This window comes from Rhodococcus sp. Eu-32 (assembly GCF_003336925.1).
GTDB lineage: Bacteria > Actinomycetota > Actinomycetes > Mycobacteriales > Mycobacteriaceae > Rhodococcoides > Rhodococcoides kyotonensis_B.
The window spans coordinates 1-19,406 of sequence record NZ_QGNK01000010.1; the positions used below are offsets into that span (position 1 = coordinate 1).

General features: G+C 64.0%; 18 protein-coding genes. 5 read left to right on the forward strand and 13 right to left on the reverse strand.

What is annotated here, in order from left to right; genetic code table 11:
• Window positions 1–674 (forward strand): IS3 family transposase (locus tag DK926_RS13675; RefSeq protein ID WP_114330876.1); only part of this gene is annotated, 674 nt, incomplete at its 5' end.
• Window positions 675–813: 139 nt separating this feature from the next.
• Here DK926_RS13675 and DK926_RS13680 read toward each other — a convergent pair.
• From DK926_RS13680 to DK926_RS13690, 3 genes are all read right to left on the reverse strand, one after another.
• The gene (locus tag DK926_RS13680) at window positions 814–1,782 is read right to left on the reverse strand and encodes an LLM class flavin-dependent oxidoreductase (protein WP_114330877.1); all 969 of its coding nucleotides are present in this window, start codon (window positions 1,780–1,782) and stop codon (window positions 814–816) included.
• A gap of 209 nt (window positions 1,783–1,991) precedes the next feature.
• On the reverse strand, window positions 1,992–2,951 hold the full coding sequence (locus DK926_RS13685; RefSeq protein ID WP_114330878.1) for a YhjD/YihY/BrkB family envelope integrity protein: 960 nt from the start codon (window positions 2,949–2,951) through the stop codon (window positions 1,992–1,994).
• Complete coding sequence (locus tag DK926_RS13690; RefSeq protein ID WP_114330879.1) at window positions 2,951–3,445, reverse strand: CsbD family protein; 495 nt, start codon at window positions 3,443–3,445, stop codon at window positions 2,951–2,953. Before DK926_RS13690 ends, DK926_RS13685 begins: the two co-directional genes overlap by 1 nt.
• Before the next feature lie 282 nt (window positions 3,446–3,727).
• Here DK926_RS13690 and DK926_RS13695 point away from each other — a divergent pair, with 282 nt between their 5' ends.
• Complete coding sequence (locus DK926_RS13695; RefSeq protein WP_114331001.1) at window positions 3,728–4,549, forward strand: chromosome condensation regulator; 822 nt, start codon at window positions 3,728–3,730, stop codon at window positions 4,547–4,549.
• A 65-nt stretch (window positions 4,550–4,614) separates the two neighbouring features.
• On the opposite strand, the gene DK926_RS13700 is transcribed toward DK926_RS13695, so the two are convergent.
• The 5 genes from DK926_RS13700 to DK926_RS13720 all read right to left on the reverse strand — a co-directional run bounded on the left by DK926_RS13700 (window position 4,615) and on the right by DK926_RS13720 (window position 10,761).
• Window positions 4,615–5,094, reverse strand: a complete 480-nt coding sequence (locus DK926_RS13700) for a hypothetical protein (protein WP_114330880.1) — start codon at window positions 5,092–5,094, stop codon at window positions 4,615–4,617.
• Entirely contained in the window at window positions 5,091–7,478 is a 2,388-nt protein-coding gene (locus DK926_RS13705) for a nitrate reductase (protein WP_114331002.1), read from the reverse strand. Before DK926_RS13705 ends, DK926_RS13700 begins: the two co-directional genes overlap by 4 nt.
• Before the next feature lie 87 nt (window positions 7,479–7,565).
• Window positions 7,566–9,737: a cation-translocating P-type ATPase gene (locus tag DK926_RS13710; RefSeq protein ID WP_279387086.1), complete on the reverse strand. Its 2,172-nt coding sequence runs from the start codon at window positions 9,735–9,737 to the stop codon at window positions 7,566–7,568.
• Window positions 9,738–9,750: 13 nt separating this feature from the next.
• A complete protein-coding gene (locus DK926_RS13715) occupies window positions 9,751–10,035 on the reverse strand; it encodes a DUF1490 family protein (RefSeq protein WP_068431406.1) in 285 nt (94 codons plus the stop codon).
• 105 nt (window positions 10,036–10,140) lie between these two features.
• Entirely contained in the window at window positions 10,141–10,761 is a 621-nt protein-coding gene (locus tag DK926_RS13720) for a TetR/AcrR family transcriptional regulator (protein WP_114330881.1), read from the reverse strand.
• Window positions 10,762–10,952: 191 nt separating this feature from the next.
• Between DK926_RS13720 and DK926_RS13725 the strand changes: the two genes are divergently transcribed.
• Genes DK926_RS13725 through DK926_RS13735 form a run of 3 tightly spaced genes read left to right on the forward strand, consistent with a single transcriptional unit; the run spans window position 10,953 to window position 14,366 of the window.
• Window positions 10,953–11,756, forward strand: a complete 804-nt coding sequence (locus DK926_RS13725; protein WP_114330882.1) for an SDR family oxidoreductase — start codon at window positions 10,953–10,955, stop codon at window positions 11,754–11,756.
• A 37-nt stretch (window positions 11,757–11,793) separates the two neighbouring features.
• Complete coding sequence (locus tag DK926_RS13730) at window positions 11,794–13,326, forward strand: long-chain fatty acid--CoA ligase (protein WP_114330883.1); 1,533 nt, start codon at window positions 11,794–11,796, stop codon at window positions 13,324–13,326.
• 44 nt (window positions 13,327–13,370) lie between these two features.
• Entirely contained in the window at window positions 13,371–14,366 is a 996-nt protein-coding gene (locus tag DK926_RS13735) for an LLM class flavin-dependent oxidoreductase (RefSeq protein WP_068431397.1), read from the forward strand.
• Window positions 14,367–14,393: 27 nt separating this feature from the next.
• On the opposite strand, the gene DK926_RS13740 is transcribed toward DK926_RS13735, so the two are convergent.
• The 5 genes from DK926_RS13740 to DK926_RS13760 form a co-directional block, all read right to left on the reverse strand.
• The gene (locus tag DK926_RS13740) at window positions 14,394–14,987 is read right to left on the reverse strand and encodes a GNAT family N-acetyltransferase (RefSeq protein ID WP_114330884.1); all 594 of its coding nucleotides are present in this window, start codon (window positions 14,985–14,987) and stop codon (window positions 14,394–14,396) included.
• A 40-nt stretch (window positions 14,988–15,027) separates the two neighbouring features.
• Entirely contained in the window at window positions 15,028–16,350 is a 1,323-nt protein-coding gene (locus tag DK926_RS13745; RefSeq protein WP_114330885.1) for a competence/damage-inducible protein A, read from the reverse strand.
• 39 nt (window positions 16,351–16,389) lie between these two features.
• Window positions 16,390–17,148, reverse strand: coding sequence for an ABC transporter ATP-binding protein (locus DK926_RS13750; RefSeq protein WP_114330886.1), 759 nt, complete (start codon window positions 17,146–17,148; stop codon window positions 16,390–16,392).
• A complete protein-coding gene (locus DK926_RS13755; protein WP_114330887.1) occupies window positions 17,145–18,110 on the reverse strand; it encodes an iron chelate uptake ABC transporter family permease subunit in 966 nt (321 codons plus the stop codon). The genes DK926_RS13750 and DK926_RS13755 overlap by 4 nt, the downstream gene beginning before the upstream one ends.
• An 83-nt stretch (window positions 18,111–18,193) precedes the next feature.
• On the reverse strand, window positions 18,194–19,240 hold the full coding sequence (locus DK926_RS13760) for an ABC transporter substrate-binding protein (RefSeq protein WP_114330888.1): 1,047 nt from the start codon (window positions 19,238–19,240) through the stop codon (window positions 18,194–18,196).
• Window positions 19,241–19,406 lie beyond the last annotated feature (166 nt).

A 19,406-nucleotide genomic window follows, 5' to 3' on the forward strand; every position in this document is an offset into this window, starting at 1 on the left:
TGTCGCTCAATGGTGTTCGGCGAGCGAAGGGCATCAGAACCACCATTCGTTCCGCGGACGGTGTCCGGGCGGGAGATCTACTGAACCGGCAGTTCCGGGCGGACGAACCCAACCGGGTATGGGTTACTGACTTCACATACGTCAGAACATGGGCCGGATGGGTGTACGTGGTGTTCATCATCGACGTGTTCTCCCGCAAGATCGTGGCCTGGCATGCATCGATGTCCAAAACCGTGGATCTGGTGACGATCCCGCTGAGGATGGCACTGTGGCAACGCAACCGCGACGGCAATCCGGTGAAAGCTGCTGAGCTGATACATCATTCGGACGCAGGCAGTCAGTACACATCGGTGACGCTGACCGAGAAATTGGCGCTCGAGCAGATCGCTGCATCGATCGGGTCGGTCGGGGACGCGTACGACAACGCCCTCATCGAATCAGCGAACGGGTTGTACAAGACCGAGTGCATCCGCACCACGATCTTCCACTCCGGGCCGTATCGGACGATTTCGGACATCGAATTCGCGACCGCCGGATGGGTCGATTGGTACAACGCTCGACGTCTCCACTCGAGCATCGGGCATATGCCCCCGATCGAGTACGAAACTCTCTACTACGCTGGCTTCGGAACCGAGGATGAGCCCCAACTGGAGGCGGCACAGAACCTGGGGTGATTCACGCTCACAGAGCTGCCTTTGGCATTGGTGAGGTAGGCGGTTCCGCTCGAGTCGGTGGTCAGGACTGGGTTGGCTCTCACTTGCTCGGTGGTCTCGACGGCACTGGTCGCGGTATCGATCACGGTCACTCCGACCTTCACTCGAACAGCGTCAGCATTGTTTCGAAGTTGCGCAAACTGTCGAGATAGTCGTGTCCCGACGGGGGCACCAGCACCGCGGTGTCGACCCCTGCTTCATGCAACTCACGAATGCGCTGCGCCACGGTTTCGGGCGTTCCCGCCAATGCGAGACGGTCGACCCATTCCGCGGGCATGCGCTCTGCGAATTCGTCGGCTGTGTCGCAACGAGACCGCAAGTCGTAGAGTTCTTCCGAGAAGTCAAGGGGTTGGATGTGGGCACGCCATTCGGGCTCGGCCACTACGCGTAACGCTGGCCGAACCACCTCACGCGCCGAGTCGGCAGACTCGTTCACGGCTGCCACGTTGTAAGCGACTATTCGATGCTCGGCGCCGCCGCGTATGGATTGCCGAGCGGCGACGACGTACGCAGGTGTCGATGGCTCGGCAAGGATTGTGCCGTCTGCTACTCGGCCCGATTCCCCGAGAGACTTGGGTCCGCGAACGCCTGCCATGATCGGCGGCACCGAGCGAGGAGGAAACTCGAGCGCGATGTCATCGAGGTGCACGTAACGGCCGGCTGATTCGATGGTCTTGCCTGAGAGCAGTTGTCGAACTGCGGTGATGTTCTCGGACAGCAATGTTAGGGGGCTTTCGGGCCACACTCCTGCTTGCTTCATCCAGGTAGGCATTCCGTGGCCGATGCCCAGGATCAGTCTGTCGCCGTACAACTCCGTCAGGAAGGACACTTCGAGCGCCGTCGCGACCGGGTTCCGCAAGGCGGCAGGAAGGATGCCGATACCGACAGTGATCCGACTGGTCGAGGCCAGTACGGCTGTCGCCTGCGCGATCCCGCCGCGAAAGAAGCAATCCTCGGCGAGCCACAGCTCGTCGAAACCCAGACGTTCCGACGTGTGCGCGAATGTCAGAAAGTCCTCGATCGCAATATCTCTGGGTAGCAGCACGCCCAGCTTGTTCGCGTTGTGCACAGGTCACTCCCGTCGCGGCACTCGGACCGACCCCGACCGTGCCGAGCATTTCGAGGGCGGTGGCGTCAGTATGCCCGTGGAACGACGATTTCGTTCGTGATATCGGCGTCCGAACATCACTCGGAAGCGACTTTCGCGGACCCGGCGCTCAGGGCAGACCACGCTGATACGAGGTCGTCCAGCCGAGCGATCGGCCTTCTTCTACGACGTCACCGCGCATCGCTGTCGTCGTACGTGACGGTGATTTCTTGAAATCCCTTGTTGCGCTGGGCTTCTGCCTGTCCGGTGTAGGAGTTCTTGTCTCCCTCGGTGAGGTCGACGTTGTCCGTGAAGGGCGTCAGCAGAGCCCGGGGGTGCAGGTTGTCCACCCGCACCGCGTTGATCTCGATGCATACGACGATGAGTACCGACGCGACGTACAGAAAACCCAACAGACCCAGGACGATTGCGAAGACACCGTTGCTGGTGCTGACATTCCCGACTACGTAACGGATGTAGATTCCGCCGAAGGACTGGAGTGCCTGCCAGATCACCGCTGCCGCGATCGCTCCTGGAAGAACGTCTCGCACCGAGAGCGTTCGAGCAGTGCCGATACGAAAGGCCGCGGCGAACACTGCGCTGTTCAGCGCGATTGCTCCGACGAGGGCGAGCGTACCGCCGGCGACACCGAACATACCCGACGACGCCACTGCGTTGAGGACCGTCAGTCCGACGATCGCGGAGCCGACCGTGGTCAGCAGCAACAAGCCCCTGAGCCGCGCCCGTAGCGGATCCGGTTGAATGTTCCGTGGGACGGACCACGCCGTATTGAGTGCGTGTTGCGCTGCCAGGGAGACACCGAGTCCGCCGTACAGGGAACCGACCACGCCGATGACGATTGCTGTGACACCTCCGCTGAGCCGATCCGGCTGACCCAGCTGATCGCCGATCACCGGGATCTGACTCATCGCCGAATCGAGAATGCGCTCCTGCAGTTCGGGATTGCCCGACAACACGATGCCCAGCAACGTCGTGAACAGCAGCAGAAGAGGAAACAGCGACAGGAACGCGTAGTACGCGATCAGCGCAGACAGGTAACCGCCGCGGTCGTCGAGAAACTTGTAGACGACCGCGAGCGGAAATCCTGCCGCGGGATGCCTCCGTTGGAATGCATCGATGCGTGAGACCATCAGCGGCCGAAAATCGGCTTCGAGCCCGTGCTCCGCGCGATTGCCCGGGCAGCGCGCTTGGATTCGCGCACCAAGTGCGGTGAGCGTCGACGACGGTTACGGCTGATCAGAACCGCTGCAAGCACGGCGCCGACAACCGCTGCGACCACAGCCAGTGTCCGGGGCGAGGTGGCCGTGTCGACGACGGCATCGACGTCGACTTCGCGAGCCTTCGCGGATGCCCGGTCCACCAAATCCGCAGCGGTGTCGGCCGCGTCGGAAGCGGTGGCTGCTGCGCTGTCCGCGATCGACGATGCCGCCTTGGTCGCCGAGTCAGCTACGCCGGAGGCAGCATCGGACACGGTATCGGCTGCTTGATGGGCGTTGGCTTTCGCCTTCTCCGCAGCCCCGCGTCCGCGCATCTCGTCGTCACCTGTTGCAGAACCGATGTGTTCCTTCGCCTCACCGGCGATCTCCTCGGCCTTGTGCTGCGCCTTGTCGATGAAGTCGGGCATCCTTTTCCTCCACTCGTGATTACGGTCCCGCGGAATCGAAGTTCGACACCGCGGACGGGGCGGCGCCGAATTACCGGCAGCCGTTCGTAGGGAATTGGTCGTAGACACTCACGCAAAGCGCGCGCCCGGGCTCCAACTTGTGACGCACGACACTCCAGTGGACTCGTGACGTCCCGTGCCAGAATGAGTTGTCCATCAGGGATCGATATCTGCCCGGATGTTCGAGTCCGAGTGATGGCTACGCTCGCAGCCTGGGGACAGAGAACGAGGACGACCGAAACGATGACCGCGATGCAGAGCCTCGCTGCTGGACGACGGCATTCCGTCGGAGTATCGGCTGACGGTGCAGCTGTGGCCGCGGGAAGCCCAGACTCGCCCGAGACCCAGGTCGCCGCCTGGTCCGAACTGACGATGGTTGCAGCCGGAAACGTTCATGCAGCCCCCAACACCGGTCGATCACACACGGTCGGACTGCGCGCAGACGGCACCGTCGTCGCGGTCGGCTGGAACGGCGACGGCCAGTGCGACGTGAGCCACTGGACGAACGTGGTCGAGATTGCCGCTGGTTGGCGACGGACGGTCGCCCTCTTCACCGACGGGACCGTCCGTGCGGTCGGAAGGCGAGCCGAGGGAGCGTGTGACGTCGAGGATTGGCGGGAAATAGTCGACGTCACCGCCGGTGATTGGCACACCGTCGGCGTTCATGCCGATGGCACTGTTTCAGCCGCAGGTAACAACCACCGAGGGCAATGCGCCGTCGAGAACTGGCGAGACGTGAACACGGTATCGGCAGGATATCTGCACACTGTTGCAACCACCGGTGACGGCCGAGTCCTTTACTGCGGCAATCGGAATGCTGGGGCCGATCACTGCCGCACATGGCAGAACATCACCGCTGTCGCCGCAGGTAGTCATCACACGGTCGGTATCGTGTCGGGCGGTTTAGTTCGTGCGGCGGGTGTGAACACTCGGGGCCAGTGCGACGTCGACACATGGCGCGACGTCGTAGCCATCGCTGCCGGCGCCGAACACACCCTCGGGTTGCGCGCCGACGGCTCGGTCCTGGCGACCGGCAACAACGACGATCATCAGTGCGAGTTGTGACAGTTGTTCGACACATAGCTGCACGCGATATCGAAATGACGCGTCTCGCAACGACTTCAGTTGAATCAGCCCGCGAGCACCTGTGGTGACAGTGTCTTCAGCATGCCGTTCGCCCATCGCATCTGCCGCAGAGTGTCGGGGTGAGAGCGCTGGCACAGGTCGATCAGGTCGGTATCGCCGACCGCTTGCGCTCCTTGCGCGAGCAGCTCCCAATCGAGGGACACCCCGGCGGCAGCACGGTGCAGATGCCTGAGATCCATCAGCAGCACCAGGGCCGGTTCGGGTCGTCGGCCGAGCAGGGTGCTGATCTGTTCTTGCACAGCGGTACCGATTGCCGCAGTGCGAGGTTCGACGTCGAGGTCGAGTTCGTAGTGCCGTCCATGTTCGGCCAGGGCTGCGAGATGGTCGATCGACCACCCGCGGATGTCGAGGGCGACGTGATGGACTTCCGGTTCGACGCGGTGGCGGGCGGCGATGGTCGACAGAATCCGTGTCAGTTTGGCCTCGGAGCGATGGAGTTCTCGCAGCGCCAACGCAATCTTCATGACCTGGCCTCGTTTCTCGACTTCTCGAACGGCGGCCGAGTCGCCGTCGTGTCGTCGGAGGACCCCGCTACGCGGTCGATGTCCGCTGCGGAGGTCTTGAAGATCGGTTGTTTCGACGCAGGATCCCAGTCGGTGATGGTCATTTCGTTCGCGGCTCTCTCGTGTCTTCCGCCGTCGTGCGAGTCCCAGTAGCCGTAGTGGAACGGCACGAACAGAACTCCGGGCCGAATATCGGTGATTCGGACACGAGCGTCGATGTGCCCACGAGGGGAGCGCACCCTCGCCAGATCGCCCTCGGAGATCTGATGCTCGTGCGCGTCCCCCGCGGACATTTCCACCCACACCTGTGGTGCGGCGGCTTGCAGCTCCGGAGCGCGCGCCGTTTTGGTTCGAGTGTGGAAGTGGTACAGGGTGCGTCCGGTGATCAACGCGAACGGATACTCGGCACTCGGTCGTTCGTGCGGCGGAAGATACTCCGCGGCTTTGAAAATCGCTCTTCCGTCCGGGTTCATCGCGCGATACTCGGTCGGTTCGACGGGTGTGCCGGTGACGAGGTCCTTGCCGTAGCTCTCACAGTAGTCAGGGGAGGCGAAGAACTGACCGTTCTCGTACAGCCTCTCGGTGCCGTTCGGCCGATCCGCAGTGCAGGGCCACTGAATTCCGCTGCCGCCGCGCAACTGTGCGTATGTGAGCCCGGTGTAGTCGCACGGGCGTCCCGCACTGGCTTTCTTCCACGCTTCGAACGCGGATTCCGCGTCCTGCCAAGGAGGCAACGGATTGTCGTCCTTGTCTCGGAAGTCCATTCGACGTGCGTAGTCCAGAAAGATGTCCAGATCGGCGCGCGCGTGTCCGGGCGGTTCGACGGCTTTGTCCGACAGGTGGACGGTTCGGTCGGCATTGGTGAAAGTGCCGAGCTTCTCGCCCCAGGTCGCGGCCGGGAGAACCACATCGGCGAGTTCGGCTGTCTCGGTGAGGAATATGTCCTGAACCACCAGGAACAAGCGCTGTTGAGACAGAATGGATCGAATCCGGGACAGCTCCGGTAGCGAGACCGCCGGGTTGGTGGCACTGACCCACAGCATGCGTATCGAACCTTGTTCGACGTAGCGGAAAATCTGCATGGCGTGGGTGGGAGGGGAGTAGTGCGGGATGCTGTGCATCTCGAGGTTCCACAACTGCGACAACTGTTGCACGTGCGTGTCGTTGGACCAGTTTCGAAAGCCCGCGAGGTCTCCGTCCGCACCGCATTCGCGAGTGTTCTCGGCGGTGGGTTGCCCGTTCATCTGCAATAGCCCGCACCCGGGTTTGCCGAGCATGCCGCGCAGCAGGTGCAGGTTGTTCACCTGTACCGCGGCGGCGGTGGCCTGATGAGATTGGTAGAAACCCTGCAGAACCGTCGAGAGCAGACGGTCCGCGGTACCGACCAGTTCGGCAGCACGGCGGATGTCGTCCGCGGATACGCCGCAGATATCGGCGACCCGTTCGGGGGTGTAATCGGCGAGGCGCGAGGACAATTCGTCGAAGCCGACCGTGTGCGCGTCGATGTAGTCCTTGTCGATCCACCCGGAGGCGATCACGTGATGCAAGAGCCCGTTCATCAACGCCACGTTCGTGCCGGGCAACGGAGCGAGATGGATGGTCGCTGCCCGGGCGACGGGGGTGGGACGAGGATCCACACACAGAATGCGAGGTGGATCCTCTCCCGCGAGTCGGTCGAGGATGCGCGACCACAACACCGTCTGCGTTTCGGCGACATTGTGACCGAACAGCGCGATGACATCGGCGTGATCGACGTCGGTGTAGCTTCCTGGTTGCCCGTCGCAGCCGAACGATTCCTTTAGGGCCTCCGCCGCGGTGGCCGTGCACAGGCGGGTGTTGCCGTCGACGTGGTTCGTGCCGATCGCCCCGTGTGCGATCACTCCCAGGGTGTAGTACTCCTCGAGGAACAGTTGCCCGCTCGTGTAGAAACCGAGCGCACTCGGCCCTTGCTCGTCCAACAGGGCGCGACTGCGGTCGACGATCCGTTTCATCGCGGTGTCCCAGTCGGTTTCCACCAGTTCACCGTCGACGCGAATCAGCGGTGTCGTGAGACGATCGCGTGACGCGTTGGCCTGCCACCCGTAAAGGTCTTTGGGTCCGAGACGGCCGTGGTTGACCCGGTCGTCGGCCCGACCACGAACCCCCACGATGGAGCCGTCCTTGACCGCGATGTCCATGGCATCGCCGTTGCTGTGCAGCAGCGACGCCGACTGAACCCAGGCGTCGACGTCCGCGTCGGACACTCCGTCGGCAAGATGTGTGTCCACGCGTACCGGCCACCGCTCGCCGCGGGAGAAGGGGGTGCGCTCACCCCACGGCTCGGTGATCCGGTTCACAGTAGTCACGACGTGCGCGTACCCGCGGTACCTGCCTGCAAACACCGCTCCGACACGTGGTCCTCACAGGTGCACGAACCGATGGTCGAGTAACGCTCACAGTCGGTAACGAATGAGCCGGGAACTGTTGCCCACCACCGCAACCGAGGAAGCGTTGTGCAGAATTGCCGCCAGCACGGGGGAGAGGGCGCCTCCGGCGCTGACGATCAATCCGACGGCGTTCACGGCAATGGACATTCCGTAGTTCTGTCGGATGACCGACACCGAATGCCTGCCGAGGTCGCGGACGTCGAGCAGTCGGTCCAGGTCGTCGCTGGCGAGCGCGACGTCCGCGGTCTCGACGGCGACATCGGTCCCCGCCAATCCCATTGCGATACCGATGTCGGCGACGGCCAGCGCAGGCGCGTCGTTCGTGCCATCACCCACCATGGCGACGACATAGCCCGCTTCCTGCAGCTCGCGGACGGCTTCCAATTTCCCGTCCGGCATGACCTCGGCCCGCCACTCGTCGATGCCGAGTTCGGCAGCCACTGCAGCCGCCGTTTCCGGGTGATCACCGGTAAGCATGACGATGCGTTCCACCCCGTCGGCGCGTAGCTCGTTCAGGACGCGCAATGCGTTGGCGCGCACCTCATCTCGCAGACTGATCAGACCGACCAGAGTCCCGTCGACCGCGAGGAGCAGGGGAGTCTCGGCCTCGCGCTGCAACCGTGACACCCAATCGGCTGCCTTCTCCGATACGTCGACGTACTCGCCGCGCAGGAGCGACGGGCTGCCGAGAAGCAGTGTCCGCCCATCGGCGACCGTGCGCATTCCCAAGCCGACGAGGACCTCACATTCCTCGTGCGGAGGAATTGCGATATGGCGTTCCTCCGTCGAGCGAATGACGGCCTCCGCCAACGGATGACGGGAATGGATCTCCGAACTCGCGGCGTATGCGAGAACTTGCTCCGGTTCCCAGGCGTCGTGAAAGGACACGACGTTCGTGACGACCGGGCGGCCGACGGTCAACGTCCCCGTCTTGTCGAACACCACGGCATCGACGCGGCCCGCAAGCTCGAGATGCGAGCCGCCCTTGATGAGAATGCCTCGCCGAGCACCGTTTCCGATCGCCGCGCTGATCGCCGTGGGCGTCGACAGGCCCACCGCGCAGGGGCATGCGACGAGCAACATCGTCATCGCACGCCGCACATCACGGGTCACCAGAAGCGTCAGCGCCGACAGGATGAACGACGCAGGAACGAAACGCCTCGAGAAGTTCTCGCCGACGGTCTGGATCGGCGCACGGTCCTCCTGTGCCTCCTCGACCCGCGCGATGATGCGTCCGATCGTGGTGTCACGCCCCACGGCCGACGCCCTGACGACGATACGGCCACGAATCACGACAGAACCGGCGTGGATGCGGTCGCCGTCGGTGATCGACACGGGCAGCGTTTCACCCGTGATCGCCGACTGGTCGATCACCGCGTTGCCGTCGACCACCGTCCCGTCGACAGGAACGCCGACATGATCGTGGACGACGACGTCGTCACCGACTTCGAGACGGTCGACGTCGACAGAGATCTCGGAGCCGTCGGCGAGCCGGATCCATGCGGTGTCCTGGGTGCCGCTGAGCAGATCGGAGATGGCCCGCCGGGTTCGCTTGAGCGTCAACTCCTGCAGGTATTCACCGATGTTGAGCAGCCACAGAACGGTCAGAGCGACGACGTTCTCCCGCAACACGAGGCTGGCAACGGTCGCTGCACTGACCAGTGCGTCGGTACCTGCTGCCCGATTGCCTGCCAGAGATCGCAGCGCGCCTTTCAGGAACGGATAGCCGGTGAAGATCGTGGCGCCCGTCGCGACGACTCGGCTGGTCGGTCCCAGAATCGGCGGGCGTCGAAATGCGTACCGGCGCAGTCCCAAGAGGACCAGCGCAGCGCCGCCGATGGTCATGCGAAGGACGTCGCCGTTGGTGACGTCGGCAGAACGAGGACTGCGCGCAGGCACCAGTGCCCAGGCCGTGTCACGGCCGGAGGCGACAGCCGCGAACAACTCCGCGCGGTCGAGGCGAGCGCGCGAGTACCACACGACGACAGACGCGGTGCGCGGATACACGTGCACCGCGCGGACGCCGTGGACTTTGTCGACGTGATCCTCGATGGCCACCGCGCGTCCAGGGCTCGACTTCAACCAGTCGACGCGTAGCCGTATCCGGCCGGCCGCGTCGGACAGGATCTCGAACCCCTCAGGGAGCACATCGTGTTGCGGTACAACCGAAGTCGACACTGTATGCCCGGTGTCAGTGCGAATGTCCGTGTCCGGTCTCGGATACCACGGGGGGAGGCACGTCCTCACCGAGGCGGTCCCGAGCTTCGGCGACGACGTCGGACACCGCGAGACGCGCAGACTCCGCTTGTACCTCGGCTTTTCGTGCTGCGCGGAGTCCGACCTCGGTGACCGACACCGCGACCTTACGAACAGGCGCTTTCTCGTACAACTTCTTCGCACCGTTGTATGCGGCGACGCCGACCGCACCCGTCACGACCGTCGATACTGCTTTCGCGACGATGATCGGAAACGCCATGGTTCGTACTCCCTCGGTCGAGATTGCCGCTTGCTGACAATCGTTGTCGATAGCTCAGCGTAGCGGTGGCTTGGGCATGGCGCCTACCGACACCGGATGATTCGGTCAGATTGCGTCGAAGGCTTGTTCGAGAAGGGTCTGCGAACGCGTCATGTCGGGGTCGGTGCCGTCGAGCAGATTGTCCAGGCCTTGTTGGGCGATCCCGTCGAATGTCAGGTAGATCAGCTGCTGGGGCAGCCGAGCTGGTTCACCACGCAATTCGCAGTAGCGGCTCACGACGTTCCACACCATGTCGGTTCGTCTGGCTTCGATCTCGCTCACCTCTGCGCGCAGCGATGCTTCGTAGCGGGTCTGGTTACGCAAGTCGTACCAGAGCCGGTGTAACGAGGAATCGGACTGCAGCGTCGTGACGAACATCGTAGAGAACATCTGCCGAAGTTCCTCGGCCGTAGTCGCAGAGGTGACTGCCTCGTCGTATCGCGTGACGCACACGCCCTCGTAGATCCGCACAGCCTCGGCGATGAGGTCGAGTTTGTCTCGAAAGTAGTAGTGCAGCACTCCATGGGAGAACGACGAGTTCTGTGCAATCTCGCGCAGGCTGGTGCGTGCGTACCCCAGCTCGGCGAGTGTGATGAGGGTGGCTGTAGCAAGCTCGACGCGCCGTGCCGCGAACTTCTCCGGGCCGCGTGCGCCCGTTTGCGCGTCCAGTTGCGTGGCATTGGTCATCGACCGAGTGTACGGCGCTAGTCAGGGCTGGTGTGCATCTCAGGTACGTCGTGGAGGCCGGTTTGGACAACTGTCCAAAATCCTTGACAGTTGTCAAACAAGCCTCGTAGTGTGACGACGATCTCATTTATCCAGAACTATGCCGGGTGTTGCACCGTCGCGTTGCGGTCTGTCGAGAAAGAGGCACATTCATGACCAGTTACGACCTTTCCGGCCGAACGGCCCTCGTCACCGGGGCCGCACAAGGGCTGGGCGCCGGTATGGCTTCAGCGTTGGCGCAAGCGGGAGCGGCGGTCGCCGTCGCGGACATCAACGACGACCTGGGCCGAGAGACGGTGGACAACCTTCGATCCACGGGCGCCAAAGCCGAGTACTTCCACCTCGACGTCCGTGACGATGCGGGGTGGGAAACAGCGACGTCGGCGGCCGTGGCCGCGCTCGGCGGACTCGACATCGTCGTCAACAACGCCGGTGTCGAGGTGACCGACCTCCTCGTCGACTTGGACGCAGAAGCAGCGTCGTCGCTGCTGACCGTGAACATCCTGGGGACGGCGCTCGGCATCAAGCACGCCTTCCGAGCCATGCGCCCGGGTGGGGCAGCCGGCGCCGGTGGTTCGGTGGTCAACATCGCCTCGGTCGCGGCGACGATCGCGTTCCCCGGTATCGCGATCTACTCGGCGTCCAAGGCGGGTATCGATCGTCTGACCCGGGTGGCCGCGGCTGAATCCGGCAAGCTCGGCTACGGCGTGCGCGTCAACTCGATCTATCCTGGACTCACGCCGACGGCCATGGGCAACAAGCTCGCTGTCGAGACGGCAGCGTTGGGACTGTTCGAGTCGCCGGAGGCCGCCGCAGGCGCGGTCGCGGAGCTTACTCCGCTGGGTCGTCTCGGCCAGATCGACGACATGGCCGACGCCGTGGTGTTCCTGTCTTCCGACGCCGCCAAGTTCATTACCGGTGCCGGACTTCCCGTCGACGGCGGGATGGGGATGTGAATCGCGTGTCCGGCTGTTCGACGGCGGGAGTTCCCTTGTGACGCTTGCTTTCTACCTCGACAAGGGTGCGTCCCTCGGCCCGGACGCGCCGTGTCTCACGCTGAACGGCGAGTCCTTGACGTACGGAGACGTCGTCGCTCTGTCGCATTCGGTGGCTCGGTCGTTGAGACGGGCCGGCGTGATGCCCGGGGACAAAGTGGGGATTCTTTCGGCCAACCACCCGACGTCGTTCGCGTGTGTGTTCGGCATCGCCCGTGCGGGGGCGGTCTGGTGCCCCATCAACCCGCGGAACGCTGCACAGGAAAACGCCGACTTGCTCGACTTGTTCGACTGCACGACGCTACTGTTCCAGCCGGCGTTCGACGAACTGGTTGCCGAGATCGCGCCCCGGCTATCCAAGCTCACCACCTTGGTGCGGTTCGGTGAATCCGACAGTGTCGCTGAGGGTTTCGACGACTGGCTCGCCGCGGCAGCCGATGACGATGCGCCGAACGCGACGTCCGCCGACGATGTCGTCGCACTCGTGGGCACCGGCGGTACTACCGGCAAGCCCAAGGGCGTCATGCTCACCGACGGCAATCTGCAGACGATGACATCGATCGTGCTGATGCAGTATCCGTTCGTCGGCCGTCCCCGGTACCTCGCGCTGGCACCGCTCACTCATGCGGCCGGGGTGTTGTGCTTTCCCATCATGGCGCTGGGTGGGGAGATAGTCGTGATGGACCATCCCGACGTAGGCGAGTTCCTTGCGCTGGTCGCGCGCCACCGGATCACACACACCTTTCTGCCGCCCACGTTGATCTACATGACACTGGCGCACGAGAGGCTCGACGCGACGGATCTGTCGTCGTTGCAATGCTTCTGGTACGGGGCGGCGCCCATTTCGAGCGCACGGCTCGCCGAAGCGCTCGAACGGATCGGCCCGATGGCACAGTTGTTCGGCCAGTCCGAGGCGCCGATGATGATTTCGACGCTGTCGCCCGCCCAACACCGTCGCCCCGACGGGAGCATCGACGACGCACGCCTGACGAGCGCCGGCTACCCGTCGCCGTTGGTGATGGTGGCGATTCTGGACGAAGCCGGAAACCCGGTCCCGACGGGGGCCAGGGGCGAAGTCTGCGTCCGCGGACCGCTGGTGATGGCCGGATACTTCCGCAATCCCGAAGCGACCGCTGCTGCGTCGGCGCACGGATGGCACCACACCGGCGACATCGGCTACCTCGACGACGACGGTCTGCTCTTCATCGTCGACCGCGCCAAGGACATGATCATCACCGGCGGCTTCAACGTGTATTCCGCAGAGGTGGAGCAGGCGCTCATGGCCCACGATGCCGTCCGTGACTGCGCAGTGATCGGCCTCCCCGACGACAAGTGGGGCGAGCGCGTCACTGCTGTGGTCCTGCTCCACGACGGTGCGTCTCCGGCACCGAGTGAACTCATCGCCTTCGTCAAGGATCGCGTCGGATCGGTCAAGGCGCCCAAGCAGATCGAGGTGTGGCCTGACCTCCCGCGCTCGACCGTCGGGAAAATTCTCAAGACCGAAATCAGGTCGACCCTGGTCGCCGACTGAGCCGCACCCATCGATCCAAACAGACCTCACGAGGAGGAACACACATGTTCGAGCTTGCTTTGTACTTGCCCAACTTCCGCGAGAAGATCACCGTCGCCGAACTCGAGGACCTCACCAGTCTGGCGGAGGAACTCGAGTACGAGTCGGTCTGGACCCTGGACCGAATCATCGTCCCGGAGGCCTCCGACCGCGCCGAGATGGAATACGCGTTCGGGATGATGCACGAGCTGCCCAAGCAACTGCCCGTGTCCTCGCGGGGCGAGTTCCTACAGGGCTTCCCGTTGCTGCCGTGGCTGGCGGCCAAGACCAGCACCATTCGAATCGGGATGAGTATCATCGACACCCCGTACCGCGCGCCGGGCGTCTTGGCCGCCGAACTGGCGACGATCGATCACCTGAGCAACGGTCGACTCAACGTCGCAGTCGGATCCGGTTGGATGCCAGAGGAATTCGCGGCCGCTAGCGCGAGCCATATTTTCCCGCGCCGCCATCAACACCTGCGAGAGACGATCGAGATCTTGCAGGGCATCTGGGCCAACGATGTGTTCGAGTACCACGGCGAATTCGCCGATTTCGGCCCCAGCGGATTCGGAGCGAAGCCGCTGCAGACTCCGCGTCCGCCAATGTATTTCAGCGGTCTCAAGGACGCCGAACGCGCAGCCAAGCGAGTCGCCAGGTACGGTCTCGACGGCTGGATCGGCATTCAGGACTCTCCCGAAGAGATCGCAACCTGGCGCGCCGGAATTGCAACGGAACTCGACAAACTCGACACGGCACGAACGGTCGACGACCTCGACATCGCGACCATGATCTGGACCGTGATCACCGACGTCGACATGGACGACACCCCGGCTGGTAAGGCGACCAACCTGCTCGTCGGATCCGAACGTCAGGTGACCGACAAGCTCAAGCGGTACCGCGAAGCGGGCCTGACGAAGCTTCTCGTATGGCCGCCCTTCGCCGATGTCCCCACGCCGAAGACGATGGACGACATGAAGCGCCTGAAGAACGACATCCTGCCGAAGATCGAGGCGATGTAGTTCACGGCGTAGCCCGCGTCGCATCATCTACCGTCGCGACGCGGGCTGCCCGTGTAGTTGTCTGCGCATGACCACCCGGGTGAATCCACCGGAGACCGCGGACGTCTCGGCCGCGAACACGAAGCCCGATGCTTCGAACAAGCTGCGGGTTCCGACGTAGGCCATCGTCGGATCGACCTTCTCACCCCTGTTGTCGACCGGATATCCCTCCAGCGCCGGCGCACCGTGGTGTGCAGCGAATTCGACGGCGCCGTCGAGAAGGACGTGCGAAACGCCCCGTTTGCGGTATCCCGGGCGGACCCGGATACACCACACCGTCCAGACCGCCGACGCGTCGACGTGCGGTATCTTCCGTGACCGAGCGAACGGCAGTTCGGACCGCGGCGCCACCGCAGCCCAGCCGACGACCTCGTCACCGGCATAGGCGAGCACTCCCGGTGCAACGTCTCGGTGAGTCAACGTCTCGACGTAGGCGCCGCGCTGCACACCGACGAGTGCCTTGTTCGTCTTGGCGTCGAGTCGGTGACTGAGGCACCAGCACACCGAAGACGACGGGTTCTTGGGCCCGAGTACGGTACTCAGGTCGGTGAACGACGTTGCCGGCCGGACCGAGAAACTCACGCGCCACAGCGTAGCGTGAACGCAACGGTGACGTGGTCGATCAGGTGTGCTCCGACGACCGGAGACCGGCCTCCACTCGATGATCAGGAGACAACGCGTCGGCAAGCATGTGCATCGCCGCGGTGGTGGAAAGCGAACGCACACTGGCTCGGTCGCCGGGGAGACGCAGCGTCCGGGCGATGGTGGGCCGGTCGGCGAACGCGAGTGCGATGCACACGGTGCCGACGGGTTTGGCCTCGGTGCCGCCCCCTGGCCCTGCGATCCCGCTCGTGGAGATTGCGACGTCGACGTCCATCGTCTTCAGCGCGCCTTCCGCCATCATTGCCGCCACCTGCTCGCTCACGGCACCGTGCTCGTCGAGAATGCCGGCGGGGACGTCGAGGAGGCTCGTCTTGACCTCGTTGGCGTAGGACACCACGCCGCCTGCGACGTACGCCGACGAGCCTGCGCGATCGGTGAGCCGGGCGGCGATCATCCCGCCCGTGCACGATTCTGCCGTGGCGATCCGGCGCCCAGCCAGGTGACGCGCGACTATGTCGTCGATGGTGGACCCGTCGGTCGAAAAGATCTGTGCGCCATGGGCGTCGTCGATGAGGCCTGCCAGAGTCGAATACGTGTCCGCCGCGGACTCCTCGTAGCGGGTGACGATTTCGAGCTCCCCGAGCCGTAGGCAGGTGGTGATCTCCAGATCGTCGAATCCCGTCATCCGGCTCTCTGCCGTCCGCAGCGTCGCGGCAAGGTCGGCCTCCGACAGCCCATAGGCGCGGATGGTGTCTTGCCGGATCCGCGCTCGGCGTGCCAGTACCTCGGCGACCGGTGCGCTCTCGACGGCATCCGGCCACATCGCCTGCAGTTCGCGAGGCGGGCCCGGCAATACGAGAACGGCAGGTAGTGAACGAGATTCGTCGGCGGGCATCGCTACGCCGGGTGCCGTTCCCGTCGGCGAGATGGACTCGGCACCGTGTGGAACCAGAGCCTGCTTGCGGATCCCCGCCCGTAGCGGTTCGGAGTCGGTCGACGAGCTCAGTCGGCTTCGCCATCGCTGCACGATTGCGTGGATGCGTTCCTCGAGTTCGACGTCGACGTGCAGTTCCCGGCCGTACAGGGCGGCAACCGTCGCCACGGTCAGATCGTCGGCGGTCGGACCGAGGCCCCCGGTGGTGACGATCAGGTCGACCTGCTGATCGGCGAGAAATCGGAGCTGGGCGGTCAGGTCACCGGGCCGATCCCCGCAGATGGTGATGTGCGCGACGTCGACGCCCATCTCCAGTAGCTGCGTGGCCACCCACGGGCCGTTTCTGTCGGTGACCCGGCCGGAGAGAACTTCCGTTCCCGTGACAACGACACCCGCTCGCACAGTCATCGTTCGACTTTACGTCCGACCGTCGGTCGGTCGCGCATCTCAGATTCCGAACCGGATGAAAACCCGTCGGTCGTCGTCGACCTGAACCCGGGCGCGCACGTTGTAGACCTCTTCGATCAGTTCTTCGGTCAGCACCTCGGACGGAATTCCGGTTGCGACGACCCGGCCTTGTGACAGAACGATGACCTTGGTGCAGAACATCGCCGCCAGGTTGAGGTCGTGCAGTGCGACGACGCTCGTGATGGGCAACCGGGACACCAGTGACAGCAATTCGAGCTGGTGTTGGATGTCGAGGTGATTGGTCGGCTCGTCGAGCAACAATTCCCGCGGTTCCTGCGCGAGTGCTCGAGCGATCTGTGCACGTTGCCGTTCACCACCGGACAGTTGATGCCACAGCCGGTGTGCTTTGTCGGTGAGGCCGGTGTGCGCCAGAGCGGCGTCGACGGCACGCTGGTCTGCCGTGGCGTTTCCGCCGAATGCACCGCGGTGGGGGATTCGGCCGAGTCGGACGACGTCGGCGACGGTGAGATCGAAGTCGGTGTCGGCGTGTTGACTCACGACCGCAACCACTTTCGCGATGTCGCGACGACGCACCGCGTTCATGTCCGCGCCGTCGAGCGTGACCACACCCGAGGTCGGTTTCACCGCACCGTTCATCAGCTGCAGAAGCGATGACTTGCCGGATCCGTTCGGGCCGAGCAGGCCGACGGTGTCGCCGGGCTCGGGCGTGAGAGAGACGCCGTCGACGACGAGCGCTGCGCCGCGCTGCCAGCGTACGTCGATAGCTGCGAGTGTCACGTCGACCTTTTCCGTCGGGCGAGGATGGCGATGAACGCGGGAACACCCACGAGTGCGGTGCCGACTCCGACAGGCAGAGGCGTCGGGGCGAACGCGACGCGTGAGACGGCGTCGACCCACACCATGAACACGGCACCCATGACCGCGGTCACCGGAATCAGTCGCTGGTGACGAGGTCCGACGAGAAACCGTGCAGCATGCGGCAATACGAGGCCGACGAACCCGATGGCGCCTGCAACGCTGACAAGCGTCGCGGTGATCAGTGCCGTGACGACGAGGAGCGCCGTTCGTGCTGTGCGGACGTCGATTCCGAGCGACGACGCGACCTCGTTGCCGAAGCTGAACGCGTCGAGCACGAACGCGTAGTAGAAGCAGATGCCGACGCCGACCGCGACGACTGCCGCGCACAGGACGACGTCGTTCCACCGGACGCCCTCGAGCGATCCGAGCAACCAGAACATGACGCCCCGAGTCTCGTCGGAGTCGGCGAAGGCAAAGATGACCAACGATGTCAGGGCCGAGAACAGTTGCGTGCTGGCCACACCCGCGAGAATGACGCGGTCGTGGTTTCCTCCGGACAGGTTCGCCAGCAAGAGAACGAGACCGAACGCCACCAGGGCGCCGATGAACGCACCGCCGGACAACCCCAGTGCTGCCCCGCCGACTCCGAGAACTCCGACGATCACCGCTCCGGTGGACGCGCCGGAACTGATGCCGAGTACGAACGGATCGGCCAACGGATTGCGCAAGAGGGACTGCATGATGACGCCGCAGATACCGAGACCGCTGCCGCACGCCGCGGCAACCAGGCTTCGAGGTAGACGTTCCTCCCAGACGATGGCGTTCTTGGACACCTTGACTGGAATGTCGGTCAGTCCGAGATGATTGGTCACGATGTCGCGGACGTTGACCAACGACACGTTCGCCGGCCCGAGTGTCATCGCCACGGCAACAGACAGCAGCAGTAGCGCCAGCCCGCTTCCGATGACGACCGGGAGACCGACCTGTCGGCGCGCACCACGCGCGTCGACCGCGGTCTGCGTGCTCAGGACGGCGAACCCATCTCGCGAAGGCCCGCAACGACCTTCTCCACACCGTCGACCATTCTGATCGACGGGTTCATCTCGGCGCCGTGCAACGAGATGTAGCGCTTGTCCTGGACCGCACGCATCGTTCTGGTCACCGGATCGGATTCGAGAAACGCGATCTTGTCTGCAAGTACATCGCCGGGGAATCGCGCACGTAGCAGGTCACCGAGGACGAGCACGGATGGGTCGCGGTCCACCACGGTTTCCCAGCCGACCGCGGGCCAGTCGTCTTCGATGTCGGAGAAGACGTTGGTGGCGCCGACGGTGGTGGCGATGAGGTTCGCCGAGCCGCGGCCACCGGCGACGTAGGGGCTCTTCGTGTCGGCGAACCAGAACGCCATGGTCTCGCCCGAATCGGAGATGTCTTGCGTCGCCGAAATCATGCGACTCTGCAGTTCGGTCACGAGTGCGGTGCCTCGGTCCTGAACGTCGAAGATCTCGGCGAGTTCGGAGATCTCCTGGTAGAGAGAGTCGATTGTCAAGGGTCGCGTTCTCTTGTTACCGCCGTTGATGCTCACGCCGTTGTCGCAGTCGGTCGGCGACAGGTAGGTCTGCGCCCCGGTCTCTGCGAAACGACTGCGATCGGCGACGCCGCCTTCCTTGAAATGACGTCCGAACGACGCAGTGACGAAATCGGGTTCGGCGTCGAGCACCACTTCGTACGTGGGGGCGTTGTCCGCCAGTCTCGGGACGTCGGCGTTCGCAGCCGTGAGGTTCTCCCGTACGGGATCGGTCCACGACGCGGTGCCGACCATGCGGTCCTGTAGTCCGAGCGAGAGCAGAATCTCGGTGGAGTTCTGATCGAGCGACACCACCCGCTGCGGGGGCGCGTCCACCGTGACCGACTGCCCGCAGTTGTCGATGACGAGCGGATACGAAGTGTCGCCGTTCCCGGCCACGGCGTCGGTCTGAGAGACGGCCTCCGATTCGCCACATGCGGTGAGCAGGCCGGCGAGCAGGGCGACGGTCGACAGGACGCCGACGCGTCTGGAGAGTGCACTCACTGTAGGAAAACTCTTTCGACGAGACCGATGCGTGAGTGGACGCTGCGTTGCTGCGCCATTCACTCGCGCAGAACGTACGTGGCGACGAACGCGGATAGGCTAACCTATCCCGCGCGGTGAAGTCACATCGATCCGCACCGGTAACGTCCCTGGCGGCAACATCGGT

Bases quoted from the DNA above. Each gene is read 5' to 3' on its own strand.
- DK926_RS13690 (WP_114330879.1), bottom strand. From the start codon at position 3,445: ATGCCCGACTTCATCGACAAGGCGCAGCACAAGGCCGAGGAGATCGCC.
- DK926_RS13745 (WP_114330885.1), bottom strand. From the start codon at position 16,350: ATGACTGTGCGAGCGGGTGTCGTTGTCACGGGAACGGAAGTTCTCTCC.
- DK926_RS13715 (WP_068431406.1), bottom strand. From the start codon at position 10,035: ATGGCGTTTCCGATCATCGTCGCGAAAGCAGTATCGACGGTCGTGACG.
- DK926_RS13720 (WP_114330881.1), bottom strand. From the start codon at position 10,761: ATGACCAATGCCACGCAACTGGACGCGCAAACGGGCGCACGCGGCCCG.
- DK926_RS13695 (WP_114331001.1), top strand. From the start codon at position 3,728: ATGACCGCGATGCAGAGCCTCGCTGCTGGACGACGGCATTCCGTCGGA.
- DK926_RS13700 (WP_114330880.1), bottom strand. From the start codon at position 5,094: ATGAAGATTGCGTTGGCGCTGCGAGAACTCCATCGCTCCGAGGCCAAA.
- DK926_RS13725 (WP_114330882.1), top strand. From the start codon at position 10,953: ATGACCAGTTACGACCTTTCCGGCCGAACGGCCCTCGTCACCGGGGCC.
- DK926_RS13685 (WP_114330878.1), bottom strand. From the start codon at position 2,951: ATGGTCTCACGCATCGATGCATTCCAACGGAGGCATCCCGCGGCAGGA.
- DK926_RS13735 (WP_068431397.1), top strand. From the start codon at position 13,371: ATGTTCGAGCTTGCTTTGTACTTGCCCAACTTCCGCGAGAAGATCACC.